This is a genomic window from Psychrobacter sp. H25 (assembly GCF_059076335.1).
This window is the reverse complement of the sequence record NZ_JCACRV010000001.1, coordinates 689,952-708,294: the sequence shown is the minus strand read 5'-3', so window position 1 is coordinate 708,294 and position 18,343 is coordinate 689,952. Positions and strand designations below refer to the sequence as shown.

The 18,343-nt window shown below is 45.1% G+C and carries 13 protein-coding genes; 7 read left to right on the top strand and 6 right to left on the bottom strand.

The window, feature by feature from the left end; translation table 11 throughout:
* Nucleotides 1-27: 27 nt before the first annotated feature.
* Nucleotides 28-969 (bottom strand): transaldolase, encoded by a 942-nt coding sequence (locus tag AC5JPO_RS02760; protein WP_493843267.1) that lies wholly within the window; start codon nucleotides 967-969, stop codon nucleotides 28-30.
* 518 nt (nucleotides 970-1,487) lie between these two features.
* On the opposite strand from AC5JPO_RS02760, the gene pheA reads away from it, so the two are divergent.
* The 7 genes from pheA (at nucleotide 1,488) to AC5JPO_RS02725 (ending at nucleotide 9,383) form a co-directional block, all read left to right on the top strand.
* Nucleotides 1,488-2,660 (top strand): prephenate dehydratase, encoded by a 1,173-nt coding sequence (gene pheA / locus AC5JPO_RS02755; RefSeq protein WP_319050389.1) that lies wholly within the window; start codon nucleotides 1,488-1,490, stop codon nucleotides 2,658-2,660.
* Nucleotides 2,661-2,752: 92 nt separating this feature from the next.
* Nucleotides 2,753-3,895, top strand: a complete 1,143-nt coding sequence (gene hisC / locus AC5JPO_RS02750; protein ID WP_493851753.1) for a histidinol-phosphate transaminase — start codon at nucleotides 2,753-2,755, stop codon at nucleotides 3,893-3,895.
* Between the two features lie 165 nt (nucleotides 3,896-4,060).
* Nucleotides 4,061-6,349: a bifunctional prephenate dehydrogenase/3-phosphoshikimate 1-carboxyvinyltransferase gene (locus tag AC5JPO_RS02745; protein ID WP_493852709.1), complete on the top strand. Its 2,289-nt coding sequence runs from the start codon at nucleotides 4,061-4,063 to the stop codon at nucleotides 6,347-6,349.
* A gap of 225 nt (nucleotides 6,350-6,574) precedes the next feature.
* The gene (gene rarD, locus AC5JPO_RS02740) at nucleotides 6,575-7,528 is read left to right on the top strand and encodes an EamA family transporter RarD (protein ID WP_493851754.1); all 954 of its coding nucleotides are present in this window, start codon (nucleotides 6,575-6,577) and stop codon (nucleotides 7,526-7,528) included.
* A 54-nt stretch (nucleotides 7,529-7,582) separates the two neighbouring features.
* Complete coding sequence (folB, locus tag AC5JPO_RS02735; RefSeq protein WP_493851755.1) at nucleotides 7,583-8,008, top strand: dihydroneopterin aldolase; 426 nt, start codon at nucleotides 7,583-7,585, stop codon at nucleotides 8,006-8,008.
* 19 nt (nucleotides 8,009-8,027) lie between these two features.
* On the top strand, nucleotides 8,028-8,531 hold the full coding sequence (locus AC5JPO_RS02730; protein WP_493851756.1) for a 2-amino-4-hydroxy-6-hydroxymethyldihydropteridine diphosphokinase: 504 nt from the start codon (nucleotides 8,028-8,030) through the stop codon (nucleotides 8,529-8,531).
* Between the two features lie 408 nt (nucleotides 8,532-8,939).
* Nucleotides 8,940-9,383, top strand: a complete 444-nt coding sequence (locus AC5JPO_RS02725) for a hypothetical protein (protein ID WP_493851757.1) — start codon at nucleotides 8,940-8,942, stop codon at nucleotides 9,381-9,383.
* 505 nt (nucleotides 9,384-9,888) lie between these two features.
* Here AC5JPO_RS02725 and cysE read toward each other — a convergent pair.
* From cysE to ggt, 5 genes are all read right to left on the bottom strand, one after another.
* Nucleotides 9,889-10,800, bottom strand: a complete 912-nt coding sequence (gene cysE / locus AC5JPO_RS02720; protein WP_493851758.1) for a serine O-acetyltransferase — start codon at nucleotides 10,798-10,800, stop codon at nucleotides 9,889-9,891.
* Between the two features lie 188 nt (nucleotides 10,801-10,988).
* On the bottom strand, nucleotides 10,989-11,873 hold the full coding sequence (locus AC5JPO_RS02715) for an RNA methyltransferase (RefSeq protein WP_493851759.1): 885 nt from the start codon (nucleotides 11,871-11,873) through the stop codon (nucleotides 10,989-10,991).
* Nucleotides 11,874-11,875: 2 nt separating this feature from the next.
* Nucleotides 11,876-12,253 (bottom strand): Hpt domain-containing protein, encoded by a 378-nt coding sequence (locus AC5JPO_RS02710; protein WP_493851760.1) that lies wholly within the window; start codon nucleotides 12,251-12,253, stop codon nucleotides 11,876-11,878.
* Nucleotides 12,254-12,324: 71 nt separating this feature from the next.
* Nucleotides 12,325-16,044 carry a DNA polymerase III subunit alpha gene (gene dnaE, locus AC5JPO_RS02705; protein WP_493851761.1) on the bottom strand — a complete coding sequence of 1,240 codons (3,720 nt, stop codon included), beginning with the start codon at nucleotides 16,042-16,044 and terminating at the stop codon, nucleotides 12,325-12,327.
* Between the two features lie 294 nt (nucleotides 16,045-16,338).
* Complete coding sequence (gene ggt / locus AC5JPO_RS02700; protein WP_493851762.1) at nucleotides 16,339-18,288, bottom strand: gamma-glutamyltransferase; 1,950 nt, start codon at nucleotides 18,286-18,288, stop codon at nucleotides 16,339-16,341.
* Between the last annotated feature and the right edge of the window lie 55 nt (nucleotides 18,289-18,343).

The window sequence follows — 18,343 nt, the reverse complement described above, 5'->3', positions numbered from 1 at the left end:
ACACCAGTGTGAATCTTGTCTCTTTTATTACCCACGGATTGCAGTTAGTGCTTTGGCAAGCTCATCACGTGCACCAATAAAGCCATCGATACCTTTAGGCAATAAGTCTTGTGTGACTTTATCTTTTTGGTAGGCGGCGCTAAATTCCTCATGGGTTAAGCTGACTTGGGTCATTGCTTGTACGTCCATTGACATACTAGGCGATAGCTGGCGTGTCACCTCAGTGTCCATGGTTGCTAGCTCATCAATGAGATTGGGCGCAATAGTTAACAAATCACAGCCTGCTAATGCCAAAATTTGCTCAGTCGAACGGAAGCTGGCACCCATTACTTGCGTCTGGTAACCATGCTGTTTGTAGTATTGATAGATGAGCTTGACTGATTGTACGCCCATGTCGTCAGAAGCTGGTACGTTTTGACGGTTCTGTTGGCGTTTTTGCCAGTCTAAGATACGTCCCACAAAAGGTGAGATTAGGGTCACGCCAGCATCTGCACAAGCGATAGCCTGATGTTGTCCAAACAACAGAGTCAAATTACAGTGAATACCTTGGGTCTCAAGATAGCGTGCTGCTTCAATGCCTTGCCACGTTGCTGCCATTTTTATCAAGACTCGCTCTGAGTTGACGCCAGCTTTTTGATACGCGTCCATAAAGGCAAGTGCTTTATCTATCGTCGCCCCAGTATCGTAAGACAAACGCGCATCAACTTCGGTTGAAACCCGTCCTTCAATCAGCTCTAAAATATCACAGCCCACTTGAATGGTCAGTGCATCAATCACGGCATCAACATCACCATTATGACGGCTCATTGTCTCTGATAGCATGCCTTGATTGTCAGGGTGAATCATAGCCTTGGTAATTAGACTTGGATTGGTGGTCGCATCGATAGGTTTTAAACGTGCAATGGCCGAAAGGTCACCAGTATCAGCAACAATGGTAGTCATGGTGCGTAGCTGTTGTAATGCGCTCATTAGGTATCCTTTTTTTTGGTAATGATATGATGCTCCTCTTATATGTAGCAGGGTAGGGAGCTGAGTTGAGACTGTAACACAGTTTTGAGCATGTGTTTGTCCAGAGTTGTGCGGTGTGACGCTGTTATGTGCCTTAACTGTGCTAATATTAATGGCATTGGGATATTTATGCGTATTTACGAATGGGCACTGACTCAAGTTTTTGTTATAGTAGAGCCGGCTATATATCGAGCAGCTGTATTTGATGATGCATATAGTATCAGCAGCAAATGACGCTAATGCGTAACTGACTTTCGAATGACTCCATCATGGGGCTATACACAAATACCATTGTATATAGTCATTGATATGTAAAGACAGTCAAAGCACCTAATAGTTAAAACATTTAATGATTGAAGCACCTAATAATTGAGGTGCCTAGCAATTAGAGTATATAAAAGACAGTAAGATTAAGCAGTATTGACACCTAAACAATAGCAATACCTAACAGTGATAAAATCTAAAAAGGATGGGCGGTAATGAGCGAGCAGTCACCAGATCAAAATATGGACAATCTAAATCAAACCACCGCAGGCGCTAGCGATACCGCAACTGAAAAAGAGTTTTTAGACAATATTCGTCAAAATATTGACGCAGTCGACTGCGAGATCCAAACACTCATCAATAACCGCGCCAAGCTGGCTCAGCAAGTCGCTACAGTAAAGAAAAACCATATTGCCACTGATGATACCAGTAACCCTATCTTTTATCGTCCTGAGCGCGAAGCACAAGTACTAAAAGCAGTAATGGAGCGTAATACCGGTCCTATCGCTGACGAAAAAATGGCGCGTTTGTTCCGTGAAATCATGTCAGTATGCTTGGATTTAGAAGCGCCGCAGCGTATTGCTTTCTTGGGACCAGTCGGTACCTTTACGCATGCCGCCGCGCTCAAGCATTTTGGTAAGGCCGCAGATACCGTGCCTATGACGACGATTACGGATGTGTTCCGTGAAGTTGAAGCGGGTACCGCGATGTATGGCGTGGTCCCTGTCGAAAACTCTTCAGAAGGGGTGGTCAATCATACCTTAGATGGATTCTTATCTTCTACCCTAAAGATCATTGGTGAAGTTGAGCTACCGATTCATCAAAACTTCTTAGTTGCTGAACACACCAAAATTGATGGCTTGAGCCGCATTTACTCACATCAGCAATCGCTTGCTCAGTGTCGCCATTGGCTAGATGTGAACTTTCCCAATGTTGAGCGCGTTGCCGTATCGAGCAATGGTGAAGCCGCCCGCCGTCTAAAAAACGAGTGGCATTCAGCAGCGATTGCAGGTGATGTGGCAGCGGCAGAGTATGACCTGCACAAGCTTTACTCAAACATCGAAGACAACCCAAGCAATACCACGCGCTTCCTAATCATCGGTCATGAAGCCATCGCGCCATCTGGGCAGGACAAAACCTCTATCGTGGTGTCAGCGCATGATAAAGCTGGTGCGCTCATCGAGATATTAAAGCCTTTGTCCTATCACGGCGTATCGATGACCAGTATCGAGACCCGTCCTGAGCGTCCTAACAAATGGGCGTATGTGTTCTTTATTGATATGAATGGTCATATCAATGATCCAAATGTCAGTGCAGCTATTAATGATATTCGCCCATTGGTGAAAGATTTGCGCATATTAGGCTCGTATCCAAAAGCCGTCCTATAAAATACTTAGGCAGCACTTATTGGTATAAATATACAATAAGTGGGTATTGTATTTTAAAGGCAGCATTTAGAGACAACATCTAGGAATGAACCATGCAAGATTCTCAATCGACATCGTCAGATTTACTACCACTTGTGCCTGCTTACGACAGTATTCTGGCACTGACACCTTATCAAATAGGTAAGCCGATTGAGGAGTTGACCCGCGAGTATGGTGTCTCAGATGTGGTCAAGCTGGCTAGCAATGAGAATCCAATGGGGTGCTCACCGCGTGTGACCCTAGCAGTGACCGAGCAATTGGGTCAACTGGCACGATACCCTGATGGCAATGGCTATTACCTAAAGCAAGCTTTGGCTGACTTTAATGATGTCAGTGCTGATCAGATTACGCTTGGTAATGGTTCTGACGATTTACTTGATATCTTGGCGCGTAGTTTTGTTGGCACTGATGACGCTATCGTCTATAGCCAGTATGCTTTTGTGGTGTATTCGATGTTAGCGAAGATGCAAGGCGCTATGGATATTGAAGTGCCTGCCCAGCGTTTTGGTCACAATCTAAAAGCCATGAGCCAAGCGGTTCAGGATAATCCTAATACCAAAATTGTTTTTATTGCCAACCCTAATAATCCAACGGGTACTCAGCTAGAGCAAAAAGCACTACGTCAATTTGTTGCCAGTGTGCCACCCTCAGTACTGATCGTATTGGATGAAGCCTATATCGAATATAGCCCTGAAAGTAATAACCGCGCACTATTAGATGAGTTTGATAATGTGGTTATCGTCCGTACGTTTTCTAAAGCTTATGGACTAGCAGGGTTGCGCGTGGGTTATGCCCTAAGCTCAGTCGCTGTTGCGCACTTATTAAACCGTATTCGTCAACCGTTCAATGTCAGCCGTATAGGTCTAGCAGCAGCAGCAGCGGCACTTGCTGATCAAGACTTTATCGAAGAGACTCGTGTGATGAACGACGAGCAAATGCGCTGGTTAGAAAAGCAGTTTGATGCGTTAGGTCTGGGTTTTGTGAAGTCGCATGCCAATTTTATTATGGTTGAGGTAAAAGTTGAGATGGAAGATATAACTGCTGATTCCATTCATCAAGCACTACTTGAGCAAGGTGTCATCGTCCGTCCACTGGCAGCTTATGATTTACCTAACTGGTTACGCATTACGGTAGGTTTGGCTGAAGACAATCTGCGTTTGATAGATACGCTGCGCTCTATATTGACCGAAGATTAAGCTGCCTGATAGAGGGTTTTAACCAAATAATATGATAATGAATCATTAAATTTTATAACGTTAGGGTATGCTTTATCTAAGTTTATCTTAGCGTGTTCAATGAGAAAAGCCGTGAGTCATCAGAAAAAAAACAACATTCGACCATCTTTGAATATACCCCAACCTATGTTTAAACAAGTTTGTGTGATCGGTCTTGGGCTGATTGGTGCCAGCTTTGCGCAGGCCATCAAAGACAATGGTCTCAGTGAGCGTCTGGTAGCAGTGGACAGACATGCACCAAGTATTGCTGAGGCTATTGAGCACGGCTTACTAGATGCTGGTAGCGCCACCCTTCTAGATGTTGCTCGCGGCAGTGATTTGATTATAATTGCTGTGCCAGTACAGGCAGTACAAGCAGTGTTTGTCGATATCAAGCAAGCAATGGATGATGGACAGCTTGCTACCGATTGCATCATTACGGATGTTTGTAGTACCAAGGTCAATATCATTGATGCTGCAAAAGTCGTGTTTGGTTCGTTGCCAGTAGGGCTTGTGCCTGCGCATCCGATTGCTGGGGCTGAAAATTCAGGGTATCATGCCAGACGCGCCAACTTGTTTGTCAACCATAGCGTCATTGTCTGCGAACTACCGACTACCAACACAAGGTCAATCGCAAGGTTGCGTCTATTGTGGGAAGCCGTAGGTGCCAATGTGATGTCCATGCCAGCCGATCATCATGATCGTATACTGGCACATACCAGTCACTTACCGCATTTGCTTGCCTTTAACTTGGTTGAGCAGTTGGCGAGCCATGATGATAATTTAGATATGTTTCGATATGCCGCTGGCGGGTTTCGCGATTTTAGCCGTATTGCCGCCAGCGACCCTAAAATGTGGCATGATATATTTTTTGCCAATCAAAGCGCCATTGTGAGTGCTCTTGATGAGTATGGTGTCTATCTGCAAACCATGCGTCAGCTCATCATTGATCAAGATTCAACCGCCCTGATGGGACTTTTAGGCCGTGCGCAAGCCGCACGGCGACATTTTGGCCATATGTTAGCCAGCACCCCTTATACGGATACTTCTGCCATGTCAGCTTCTTATAATATTACCCCTAGCAACACTGTCTCTGGCACCATTGCGATCCCTGGTGATAAATCCATCTCGCATCGCAGCATTATGCTTGGCAGTCTTGCCACAGGCATAACCAATGTGACCGGATTTTTGGAAGGAGAGGATGCCCTTGCAACGCTGCAAGCATTCCGTGATATGGGCGTCACTATCGAAGGTCCTGACAATGGAAACTTGATCATCCATGGTGTCGGTATGAATGGCCTAAAGCCAAGCAAGACCCCACTATATATGGGCAACTCAGGCACCAGTATGCGTCTGCTATCTGGTATTTTAGCGGCGCAATCGTTTGATAGTGTGTTGACGGGTGATACCAGTCTAAATAAACGCCCGATGGAGCGTGTGGCGGCACCGCTACGGTCAATGGGGGCAGTGATTCAGAGTACGGGTCACAGTGGCACCGCGCCGCTCAGTGTCACTGGTCGTGACACGGTCGGTAAGCCATTGCAAGGTGCTGAGTATGATATGCCAGTTGCGTCAGCGCAGGTCAAGTCTTGCTTGCTCCTAGCAGGACTGTGGGCAGAGGGTACGACAACCGTCACACAGCCTGAGGTCAGCCGCGACCATACCGAGCGTATGTTATCGGCTTTTGGTTATCCTGTGACTGTAGAAGGCAATCGTATCAGCGTCACTGGCGGCGGTGAGTTAACAGGTGGTGATATTGCGGTTCCTGCTGATATATCATCTGCTGCATTTTTTATGGTGGCTGCTGCTATCAGTCAAAATAGCGAACTGACACTGACACAAGTCGGTATCAATCCGACACGTACGGGTGTCATTGATATTCTAAAATTAATGAATGCAGATATTAGCCTAAGCAATGAGACCCACGTTGGCGGTGAGCCAGTGGCTGATATTACCATTCGCAGCTCAAACTTGGTCGGTATTGAGATACCAGAGCATCTGGTACCACTAGCGATTGATGAGTTCCCTGTGCTGTTTGTCGCGGCTAGCTGTGCGCAAGGGCGTACCGTATTGACTGGGGCTAAAGAGCTACGCGTCAAAGAGTCAGACCGTATTGCCGTAATGGCAGAAGGGCTACACACACTTGGTATCGATTGTACCGTGACTGATGATGGGCTGATTATCGAAGGCAAAGGCACTGCTACTGAGAACGGCGATATAAATAACAGCCAGCCTGTTTTTGGTGGTGGTCACATTGTCTCGCATCATGATCATCGTATTGCAATGAGTTTCTCTGTTGCCAGTTTACGTGCATCCAAGCAAATTACCATTGAAGGGGTTGAGACAGTTAATACCAGCTTCCCAGGTTTTGCGACGCTTGCCAACCAAATCGGTATGTCTATTGACGTTGATCAAGTGGATACTGGTGCCCAATAGATTATCAAATGCCAGTTAGTGTCATCTTCTTGATTGACAACACAGCGCATCAATAAAAATTTAATATTACATCGTTAGCAATGTACTCATGTCACTACTGACATGAGTACATTGCTTTTTACCTTATAATCTCACTGTAGTAACCCTGCGCTTTCACCATGGTATCGATAATAGCAATCGAAACTAGGTGAGGGCGCGCTTTGCTCTAAAAAGTTGTCCTATATTATGACTACCCAAAATGTCATCAAAAAACCTGTTGCTCCCATTACTACCACCAGACGCGGTATCGTCACAGCGCTTATGGCGTTTTTTATCTGGGGCGGATTTCCGTTATACTTCAAAAAACTGTCTGACTATGATGCGACTGAGATCATTGGGCATCGTATCGTCTGGACATTTTGTTGCCTACTAATTGTGTTAGTGGCTACCAAACGCTGGGGATGGATAGAGACACTCAAACAAAACCCAAGATGGATTGCGCTATCACTAGTATCTGGTCTGATTATCGCCACTAATTGGCTCACCTATGTGTGGGCGGTCAATCATGACCGTATCCTTGAGGCTAGTTTGGGATATTTTATTGGACCGTTGGTAGGCGTCGCCTTATCAATGGTATTATTCAAAGAGCGCTTGCGCCCTTTGCAGTGGGTTGCTATTGGGTTTGCATTATTTTCTGTCGTCATTCAAGTGGTGATGATTGGTAGCCTGCCATGGATATCATTGATTTTGGCGTTTAGCTTTAGCACTTATGGTACCATCCAGCGACAAACGCCATTAACTGCTGTGGATGCTATGTTTGTTGAGACGGCGATGTTGGTACCGTTATGCCTGTGGTGGTTTTGGCAGTCTGATGTGGTTAGTCACCAGCTAAGCTTTTGGTTTAGCGCAAATATTTGGCTGCTTATGATTGCAGGTCCGATCACCCTGATACCGCTGCTATTGTTTAATAAGTCTACCAAGCTTGTCGCGTATAGTATCTTAAGCTTTATGAATTATCTGACGCCGACGTTTATCTTCTTCTTAGCGGTATTTTATTATAAAGAACCGTTTGATTTACATCGTTTAGCAGTATTTGGGCTGATTTGGTTAGGTCTGCTATTATTTAGCATCGATCTATGGCGACATCGTCCAAGTAAAGTGTTAAAGGCGGCGCGCTTACGAGAAGAAGCTTTGCAATAGTTTTGGACAAAAGATTCATCACTCAAATAAAAATTCGCAAATAAGGATAGACGTATGTTCCATACCCAGTCTGATGTCGTATTTATAAAGGGTTTAAAAGTTGAAGCCGTGATTGGCGTTTTCGACTGGGAGCGAGCCATTACTCAGCCTTTGCTCATTGATATCGCACTTGAGACTGATATTAGCGCTGCTGCACTGTCAGATGATGTGAGCGATGCGCTAAGCTATAAAGAAGTTTGCGATGATGTGAGCGAGTGGTGCAAAGAGATACAAGCAAAGCTGCTTGAGCATTTGGCGGGACAGATCTCTGATAAGCTATTTGCAAAATATGACTGTCAAAAAATCACGTTAAGTATTGCCAAGCCGACTGCTATCACTCAAGCCGACGCGGTCGGGGTGCAAATAACACGCTATGCACCACCGTCAATCAACGAGCCAGCTACTACAGACGCTGATGACAGCCAAGCCGATGATGCATAAAACGTCGATGGAGTTGAATGTGGCAACGCTAACACAATGCGCACCTGAAACTCTGCAAGCGCAGTCTGTGGTAGAGGTGGTGTTAGCGCTGGGTAGCAACTATCAAGCCGAGAAGTATCTACCGCTTGCTCGAGAGAGTTTGGCAGCGCTGGGTGAGGTAAAGCTATCTACTGCTTTTCAAAACCCTGATTTTACCGCGACTATCGAGCTACCAAAACCTGACTATACCAATCAATGTGTCCATCTAACATTGACCACACCGATAAGCCTGCAACAACTACAGCAAACTTTTAAAACGCTTGAAGGCGATTGTAATAGATGCCGACAGACTAAACCGAATCAAGTGCGCCGGGTGACAATGGATATTGATATTCTGATGATTAAATTGGCTAATATAAAAAATAGCCTAAGCAGAAAATTAGCATCCAAACCAATGCCTAGTTGGATAGTAATGGCAGATCGTTATCCGTTTAAAGCGCATGAGGAAGCAGGGGTTGAAGAATTGATTTTAACCAAGCTCTAATTTTTCTAATGAGTAGCCATATCTTAACTGCTATTATATCTTTTCACCTAAAACTATCGCTATTCAGCATTCACTCTGCCTCAGCCCATCATTTTCCTAGACAAAAATCTAATAAAAACTATGCGATTATATAGGCAATTGTTAGTATAAGTGACGATGTAATCTTCAAGACACTACTACCTATGCAAAAACCAATGAACTTTTCGAAGAAAAAGATAGTCACGAGTTTATTAGTAATAATAATCTCTACTTTATCTGCCTGCGATAACACGCCTTCCGAGCACCTTAAAACCCTTACCGAAGATAAATACCCTGTGGTAAAGAACGTTGGTCTATTACATTTAAATATAGCTAGTTTTAAACTAACCCCAGTTATTGATGAAACCTAAAAATTATAAGAAGAGAAGGATGAAAAGTTATAGTAAAAAAATCCGCGGTATCTATCTCGGACATCAAAAACTTATCATCATAACTTTATTATGCGGATACTTTATTTTTGAGGTCTGGGGTGTGCGCTATATCGCTGAAAGAAAAGCAGAAAAACCAAATAATATAAAGGAAGGGTGTTTGTATCTACGAAGTAGTTATACCGACACAAGTAAAATGAAGATATTAAGATTGACCATAGATGGTCATAAAGTTGAGAGTCATAGAACGTTTTCAGGAAATATGCCTTATGGATATAAGTGGAATGGTCAACAGAGGGACGAGTTTTATCAATATCTTGAATACAATAAAGAGAAGTGCCACCCCATTCAGTATGTCGATATCAATTTATTAATTACTAAAAAGATTTTTATTTACGATTACTTGGGCGATTTCAAACCTACTACTAATACTAAAAAGTACTAAATACATGTCGCAGACGGTTAAAATGAAATAATTGATAGCTTTAGTGAAGTAAACAGTGCGGAAAGGCTGCTAAATAATTTTTTCTAATTTTAACAATATGATAAATCAAAGCTCACAAGAAGCGGTGAGGTCAGGATATATTTATTTAGTAAAAACTATTAAATATCTGGTATAGCGCAGGCACAGAGATATAGCACAATCTAATTTTGATTATATCGTTGTTGTATACATTGAGTAATATTGGATATACAGGACGAACAAAGGTCTTCTAAGTTATCAACTCATCAGAGAACTTCTTAGCTTGTGCAGCTTACTCTGAGATGAAAGTCAGCGATTCGAAAGATTGGAATTTGCTAGGAAGTCAAGCAAGTCAATCTACCATGTATGCGGATATGGTAGATTTTATCTAAGACCGCCTTGAATTTATTGTGTCTTTTCTACAATTCGTATAAGCATTTGTTATCAGTTTATACGGTAACAGTACTGCCTACTTCTAACGATTGTCTTAGCGATTTTTTTCATCATTGATATCTTCTACATCAGCACGACCAATCACATCTAAATCCTCTAGACACAGTTTGTCATACTCTTTTTTACAAAAATTGGGATCGATATCGCACATCGCTGACTGTAGTTGATCGAGGCGATTTTCTGACTGTTGGATATGTTCAAGCATTTTAGCAAAAGCTTCCGCAACAGGGTCTTGTGAATAGGGGTCAATACCGTAAGCACGGAAGGTATTAGTGCGTTTGGCAGTAGGGGTAGTATCTTTAGTTTGATCGTTGCTGTCACCTGCTTTCGCAACTTTTTCTTGCTGCTTGGCATCTTGTACCTTAGTCGTAAGCGGATTGCCTTTTTCATCGTGGTAATCTGAGATCATACGAGCCGCACTGCCGACCATCGTTGCACCTGCTGGCACCGGTTTGACTACGACTGCATTTGAGCCAATTTTGGCATTTTTACCGACCGTAAATGGTCCCAAAACTTTTGCACCAGCACCAACGGTCACGCCATCTTCTAGCGTTGGATGTCGCTTGCCATTATTCCAAGATACTCCGCCTAGAGTGACACCGTGGTATAAGGTCACATCGTTCCCAATCTCAGCGGTCTCACCGATAACGACACCGACACCGTGATCGATAAAAAAGCGCTTACCAATCTTGGCGGCAGGGTGAATCTCGATACCGGTAATAATACGTGAGCCATAAGAGATAACACGAGCCGCCAGTTTCTGTTCATGATTCCACAGACAGTGCGCACCGCGATGCAATATCAGCGCATGAATACCAGGGTAGGTCAAAACAACCTCCAAGCTATTACGTGCTGCAGGATCACGGGTAAATACTGCTTCAACATCTTCTTTTAGATCTTTTTTGATGCTGGCAAGTGTTTTGAACAATTTGGCTGGCACTGACATAAAGCGTCCTATCTATTTGTCTATAGAGCACCGTTGCTAACATAGCAGGGTCTCTCATCTGTGGTCATGATATTCGGATAACAATGGAAACGTATAGCCGCTAGTCTCTCTCAAGTTATAACAGCTTTATGCCCTAAAATATAGTAAGGCGCTATCAAATAAACTGAGGTAATGAGCAATAACTTACCTTAGTCTTTTGAGAGTTTCGCAATCAAAGCACTTAATAGTTGATACTCTTTTTGATCAAGCTGCAAACGCGAGCCAAGTCGAGACAGGCGCGATGGCAATGATTTTAGATGTTCGCTATTTGCCAGACCACGATTGATCATAAGATCCGTAGTACGCTGAGTGAGCTGTTGTAGCTGCTGCTGAGTGATAGCAGGCTCGTCCCATTGCTGACGTAAATGCACATTAAGTGTCGGCTGAGTAGTATCATCTGACTCTGTATCTAAATCATCTGCTGTCTGAACGTGTGTCTGAGCATAAGCAAAAATAAAGCTAGCGATAACTTGCACTGCGGAGGCGACATTTAGTACTGGATAGGCAGGATTGGCATCGATTTGGATGTGGTAGTCTGCATAAGCCAATTCTTCATTAGTCAATCCGCGGTCTTCACGTCCAAATAGTATAGCGATATTTGGTTTACTAGAAGGTGCAGCAGATACAGTATCACTATTGCTATCATCTGTACTTAAAGCTGCCTGTGCATCAATAAAGTCAAACATGATCTTGGCGGCCTGCGTGGGTGTCACGACAGGGCGAGGCAGATGACGACTGCGACTGCTAGCAGCAAATACCAACTGACAATCCGAGATAGCAGTCTCTAGGGTAGGCGCGATCGTAGCAGAGGACAACAGATCGCTACCACCTGCTGCGTGCGAGACACTGGTGTCATCAATCGGTAGTTTGGGATCGACAACTGTCAAGCGAGACAAGCCCATTGTATGCATTGCACGGGCCGCCGAGCCAATATTAGCAGGCAAGGTCGTATTGACCATAACGACTTGCAAACAGTCAAGATAATCATTCACTGTATGAGTTTGTTCAGCAGGTAATAAAGCGTCATTACTCATTATTACCCCAATCTTTGATTGATTTCTTGTTCGGCGCGTTGTAATGCGACAGCGATGTCTTCAATCAGATCTGCGTGCTCACTGATATGGCGCTCACGGCAGTGTTCTTGTAGCTCGCTGCTCAGGCGGACTAATTGAGTGGTACCTAAGTTTGCACTCGCACCTTTTAAGGCATGAGCTGCCTCAAAACCAGTAGCATTATCATTCTCTTGCTGGGCAGTGCGTAATGTCTCAATTCTTTGACGACTGTCCACAAAATATACGTGGATTAAATCGACAAAATCTTCTTCTAGTAAGTCACGCATGTCTTCAAACTGTTCATGATTGACAATCTCTTCATCAGTCTGACCAGTTGTATTATTATTTGTCATGTCAGTCATGGCTTTTATCCAATTATTAAAAGTTAAAGCTATAAGATTACTATAGTAAATTTTTGAGGGTATTGTACATTTTAGCTGTAATGAAAGTGTAAATTATCTTCACTAACTAACGTCTTCAGTTGTTGCAAGTTGTCATCATTTGGGTAGACGCGCCAGTGCTCGGACAGTCCTACATTGGCAATACCATATACGTCATAGATGCTTAGTCCAAGTGGTAGGCAGTTGTCATTGATAGAGGCATCCGTATTACTTAATGCATTGTTTGCATAACTTTGGAGCAGGCCGTTTTGGTTCATTGCATCATGGTTCATATCGTTCTCTAGTGCCAACAGATCATTGCCATTTTCATCATATAAGCTGCCGCCCATGGCAGGATCGTAGGCGTTACTGCCAGCACCGCCTTGTTCGTCTTGTTCTTGATTATAAGTTAATCGCGGTTCAGGTATGATGTCAGCTTGGGCTGACTTGAGTAATGGCTGCAAGCGCGTGAGCAGGTCAATGTCACTGCCATGAACTTTGATACTGATTTTTTTGAGCCAACGCAAGCGGGCATCGACCATACTCATGGCACTATCAAGGCGCGCAAACAAGCGCCCGTCACGCTCGCGGATGCTGCCTTTGATGATGACGACTTCATCGATTTTCAATTGTTCTTTGACACGGTTGAATCGCTCAGCGTAGCAACTGACTTCTAGCCTTGATGTGCCATCATCTAACGTAATCACGTTGCGATTACCGAAGTTTGCGATATCTATAATGAGTCCTGAAAAATAGCAGCTGCCGTTGTAGCCAGTATCTGCCAGTTTATTGAGGCGAGCGCCTGAGGTATAGCGTTTTAACTCATCCAAGTATTCATTAATTGGATGACCGGTTAAGTATAGCCCCAGCGTATTTTTTTCCGCTTTTAGGCGATGTTTGTCACCCCAAATCAGCTCTGGCGTCATCACGAGCGGCGGCGCGGCAACAACCCCATCCATCTCACCAAACAAGTCCATCATGCCAAGCTCATTGTTTTGACGGTCTTGTTCAGCCGCTTGTACTGCGCTTGGTAGCTGGCTCATCAATGCACCGCGAATCTCGAAAGCTTCGTCGGCTGGTAAGTCGGGTCGTAGCGTCGCTGCAAAGTCATCAAAACAGCCTGCGCTGACCAATGCTTCGAGCGTACGCTTATTGACCTTTTTGATGTCCACACGGCGGCAAAAATCATATAAGTCTTTAAAAGGTCCATCCGTGCGACGAGCATTAACGATGGACTCGACAGCCCCTTCACCCACGCCTTTAATCGCTCCAAGACCATAAATAATATTGGTTGGGGTGTCTGCGACGAAGTGCCATTCACTGCGATTGACCGATGGATTGACCACCGTCAACTCAAAATTTTCGCGGCAATCATTGATAAAGAACACCACGTTGTCGGTGTTGTTCATATCTGACGTTAATACCGCTGCCATAAATTCGGCAGGGTAGTACTGTTTTAGATAAGCCGTTTGGTAGGCGAGCACCCCGTAAGCGGCAGAATGTGAGCGGTTAAAGCCATAACCTGCGAATTTTTCCATCAGATCAAACACGCCGCCTGAGGTGACCTCGTCGATACCTTGCGAAGTTGCCCCAGTCACAAAGATATCGCGCTGCTTTGCCATCTCTTCAGGTTTTTTCTTACCCATCGCACGGCGCAGCATATCAGCACCGCCCAAACTATAGCCTGCCATCACCTGTGAGATCTGCATCACCTGTTCTTGATAGACAATAACGCCGTTGGTGTTTTCTAAAATTGGCTCGAGATTCGGGTGATCATAAATGACTTCCTCACGGCCGTGCTTACGGTCGATATACATCTCTACCATGCCTGCATCAAGTGGACCAGGACGATAGAGCGCACACATGGCGATCACATCTTCGATGTTGGTCGGCTGCAGTTTGGCCAGATACTTTTTCATGCCCATACTTTCTAGCTGAAAGACGGCTGTTGTTTTGGCATCTTGCAGTAATTTGTAGGCTTTGACATCGTCTAATGGCAAGTCTTCTAAAACTAAGGCGGGCACGTTTTCTTTGACACGGCGCAAGTTGATGTTCTCAACCGCTGCGTTGATGACGGTTAAGTTACGTAGACCCAAAAAGTCAAATTTTACCAGACCGACGGCTTCGACATCGTCTTTGTCGAACTGACTGACGCGGTGCCCATCATCATCACAATAAATGGCGCTAAAATCCGTGATCTTATGCGGTGCAATCAGTACACCACCAGCATGTTTGCCGACATTTCGACAGACACCTTCAAGCTTAATTGCCATCTCCCAGATCTCAATGGCATCTTCATAATCCATATTATCAGGGTTAGAGATTAAGTCTTTAAGCTGCGGCTCTTGTTCAAGCGCTTGGCTGAGGGTGATGCCGGGTGTTTTGGGAATCAGTTTGGATATTTTATTGGCCAAAAAGTACGATTTGCTTTGTACACGTGCCACATCGCGCACCACCGCTTTTGCAGCCATGGTACCAAAGGTAATAATTTGTGAGACCGCATCACGACCATAGGTCTGCGCCACGTAATCAATCACGCGATCGCGACCCTCGATACAAAAGTCGATATCGAAATCGGGCATGGATACCCGCTCAGGGTTCAAGAAGCGCTCGAACAATAGATCGTAATGAATGGGGTCGAGATCGGTAATATTGAGCGCGTAGGCGACCAGAGACCCTGCACCAGAACCACGTCCAGGTCCAACAGGCACGCCATTGGCTTTTGCCCAGCGGATAAAGTCCATTACGATAAGGAAGTAACCGGGAAAGCCCATCGATAGAATAATATCCAGCTCATATACTAGACGCTCGTCGTATCTTTGACGAAAGTCGCTCCAATTGTCTGTACGTGCCTCGACTGGAAAGAGCTTATCTAAGCGCCGCTCAAGACCGCGCTGGGACTCTGCACGGAAAAACGACTCAATCGTCTCGCCTTCAGGGACAGGAAAGTCGGGCAATACATTAATGCCTAGCGTCAAGGTTACATTGCAGCGAGTGGCCAAACTTAAAGTGTTATCAACCACTTGCGGAATATCAGCAAACAGCTGCGCCATTTGGTCTTGGGTTTTTAGATACTGCTCATCTGAATAGGTCTGCGGGCGGCTGGGGTCTGCTAAGACATAAGAACCTGCAATACACACGCGTGCTTCATGTGCATCAAAATCCTCTTGCGCTAAGAAACGTACATCGTTATGAGCAATGATAGGAATGTTGTGCTTGGCACCTGAGTGAATGGCCGCCCTAATAAAAGCATCTTCGCCTGAGCGGTTGGTACGCTTGATGGCAAAGTATAAACGATCGTCAAATTTTGCTTGCCATTCAGTGAGCAGCTCATCGGCTTTTTCTGGCATCGAGCCAACTAGTGCTTGGCCTACGTCTGATTTTTCGGTCAGTAGTACAATGACACCTGCCGCATGCTCCAGAATATGACTACGCTTAATCACAGGTGTGCCATGATTGACAGGATCAGCGCGACCTTCGGTAAACCCAAGCGACACGATACGGGTAATGTTTTGATAGCCCTCATTGTTCATCGCAAGTAGGGTCAGGCGTGTGTCTTCATTGTCCATGATGACGTCACTACCGATAATGGGCTTGATACCCGCGCCTAGGCAGGCACGATAAAACTTCACTGTGGCGTACAGGTTAGACAAATCAGTCAGTGCTAGCGCGCGCTGATTGTCGGCTGCGGCCGCTTTTACGAGCGGTTTGATACGCACGATAGAATCGGTGATGGAGTATTCGCTGTGGATGCCAAGGTGTACAAATGCCATAGAAGACTCTTACTAGTACGATCAAGAACAAGCTTTAACTATAAATAAATGATTATTATCAATCGGTTATAGCGATGTCGAAAAGTAATTAAGACTTCGACAGCCATCTTGATACGTTTTAAATGGGGTCGTTAATAATATCATTATTTGCGGCAGACAGCCACTGATTGCAAGGGTTTAATCTGAGTGAAATAAGTCACTATACGACTTCCAATAGGCCAAATGGCATATTAAAAAGCCCTCTATACATAATGTATAGAGGGCTATGTTATTGATAATTAAAAACAGTTTGATCTAGTATCCAACCACCGCTGCATCAACTATACGGGGATCAGAAGAGCCATAAACGCCGTTTGGTGTGAGCATAATCGACTGCGTGGAGCCCATGGCTGATTTTGGACTGACCGTGTGACCCATAGATTCCAATTTTTTGATCGTATCGATATTCAGTGCCTTTTCGACTCGAATCTCGTCAGGCAACCACTGGTCATGAATGCGCGGCGCGTGCGTTGCTTCCGCGATATTCATGTCGTGGTCGATGACGTTGGAGATGATTTGGGTGACCGTGGTAATGATACGACTGCCACCTGGACTGCCCGTGACGATATAAGGTTTACTGTCCTTAAACACCAGCGTCGGACTCATCGAGGAGAGCGGACGTTTATTGGCTTCAACGGCATTTGCTTCGCCGCCTAGCAGTCCGTAACCATTGGGTACCCCCGGCTTTGCAGAAAAATCATCCATTTCATTGTTTAACAAAATACCTGTGCCGTCAGCCACGAGACCAGTGCCATAAGAGAAGTTCAACGTATAGGTGTTGGCGATGGCATTGCCGTCTTTATCAACGATAGAGAAATGCGTGGTTTGATCGCTCTCATAAGGTAGCGGGTTGTTGGCTTTGATGGTCGATGCTGGCGTGGCTTTGTTCAGGTCGATTAACGTGCGCAGTTTATCCGCATAGGCTTGTGACGTTAGGCCGCTAGCAGGGACATCGATAAAGTCAGAATCCCCTAGGTACTCAGCACGATCCGCATACGCCAGTTGCATGGCCTCGCTCATCAAATGAATAGTCTGTGCGCTGTTTTGACCGTAGTCCTTGAGGGGATAACCTTCTAAAATATTTAATATCTCAATAATGTGAATACCGCCAGAGGAGGGCGGTGGCATTGATACAATCTCATAATCACGGTAGTTGCCTCTGACAGGTTCGCGGGCGATGGCATCGTAATCGGCTAAGTCCTGCATGCTCATAGTACCGCCTGCTTCATTGACCGCGTTGACAATTTTACGTGCGGTTTCACCTTTATAAAATCCGTCTACTCCCTGTGCCGAAATCCGTTTTAATGATTGCGCAAGCTCAGGCTGCTTTAACCGCTCGCCTGGCTGATAAGCGCTGCCATCTGCTTTGAAAAACACTTTTTTGGTGCTTGGCCATTTTTGCAAGCGATCACTCAAAGCAGTGAGCGACTCGGACAAGCCTGCGGTGACTGTTATACCATCTTCTGCCAAGGCAATCGCTGGTGCCATAACTTGCTCGCGGCTCATCGTACCATGCTCTTCTAGTGCTTTTAACAGCCCCGCTACTGTCCCTGGCACGCCAACGGCTAAGCCATGATAACGAGATAAGTCACTAACTGCGTTGCCCTCATCGTCGAGATACATATCACGAGAGGCGCTACTTGGGGCTTTTTCACGGTAATCAAGGGCGACTGTTTTGCCTTGTTTGGCATCATAAATCATCATAAAACCGCCACCGCCAAGATTGCCTGCGCGCGGTAAGGTCACTGCTAAGGCAAAGCCAACCGCGACCCCAGCATCGACGGCATTGCCACCGTCTTTTAAAATCTGCAAACCAATATCAGAGGCAAGTGCTTCTTGGGTGGCAACCATGCCGTTTTTTACCCATAGCGGATGGTGAATCGCATCTTCAGAGTAGATGGCCTGATCACTATTGGCATTATTGGACGTGGTTTTGAGAGTGCTGGTTTTGGCTCGTGTGATGCGTTTGGTTTCAGATAGGACGGTTGGATTGTCCGCCATAATGGCTAAATTTATTGCACTGGTATTGATAGAGGTATTATTGACCGTCGCGCTATTTGCCGGAACGGTTGGCTCAAGTGCATGGGCTGAAACAGACAGTAGCAAGGCGCTTGTGATTAGCAATATATTAGTTTTTAGCTGGTTTCTAGTTTTTGAATGAATCTGCTGAACAGTCTGATCAGCATGAAAAGGGAGTCGTGACATCGCAAAGTCCTTTTTGGGCGAGTAAAGATAAACCATTAGAGAGATGTCTGAATGA

Bases quoted from the DNA above. Each gene is read 5' to 3' on its own strand.
- ggt (WP_493851762.1), bottom strand. From the start codon at position 18,288: ATGTCACGACTCCCTTTTCATGCTGATCAGACTGTTCAGCAGATTCAT.
- hisC (WP_493851753.1), top strand. From the start codon at position 2,753: ATGCAAGATTCTCAATCGACATCGTCAGATTTACTACCACTTGTGCCT.
- AC5JPO_RS02725 (WP_493851757.1), top strand. From the start codon at position 8,940: ATGAAAAGTTATAGTAAAAAAATCCGCGGTATCTATCTCGGACATCAA.
- AC5JPO_RS02710 (WP_493851760.1), bottom strand. From the start codon at position 12,253: ATGACTGACATGACAAATAATAATACAACTGGTCAGACTGATGAAGAG.
- dnaE (WP_493851761.1), bottom strand. From the start codon at position 16,044: ATGGCATTTGTACACCTTGGCATCCACAGCGAATACTCCATCACCGAT.
- AC5JPO_RS02715 (WP_493851759.1), bottom strand. From the start codon at position 11,873: ATGAGTAATGACGCTTTATTACCTGCTGAACAAACTCATACAGTGAAT.
- rarD (WP_493851754.1), top strand. From the start codon at position 6,575: ATGACTACCCAAAATGTCATCAAAAAACCTGTTGCTCCCATTACTACC.
- AC5JPO_RS02745 (WP_493852709.1), top strand. From the start codon at position 4,061: ATGTTTAAACAAGTTTGTGTGATCGGTCTTGGGCTGATTGGTGCCAGC.
- folB (WP_493851755.1), top strand. From the start codon at position 7,583: ATGTTCCATACCCAGTCTGATGTCGTATTTATAAAGGGTTTAAAAGTT.
- pheA (WP_319050389.1), top strand. From the start codon at position 1,488: ATGAGCGAGCAGTCACCAGATCAAAATATGGACAATCTAAATCAAACC.
- cysE (WP_493851758.1), bottom strand. From the start codon at position 10,800: ATGTCAGTGCCAGCCAAATTGTTCAAAACACTTGCCAGCATCAAAAAA.
- AC5JPO_RS02760 (WP_493843267.1), bottom strand. From the start codon at position 969: ATGAGCGCATTACAACAGCTACGCACCATGACTACCATTGTTGCTGAT.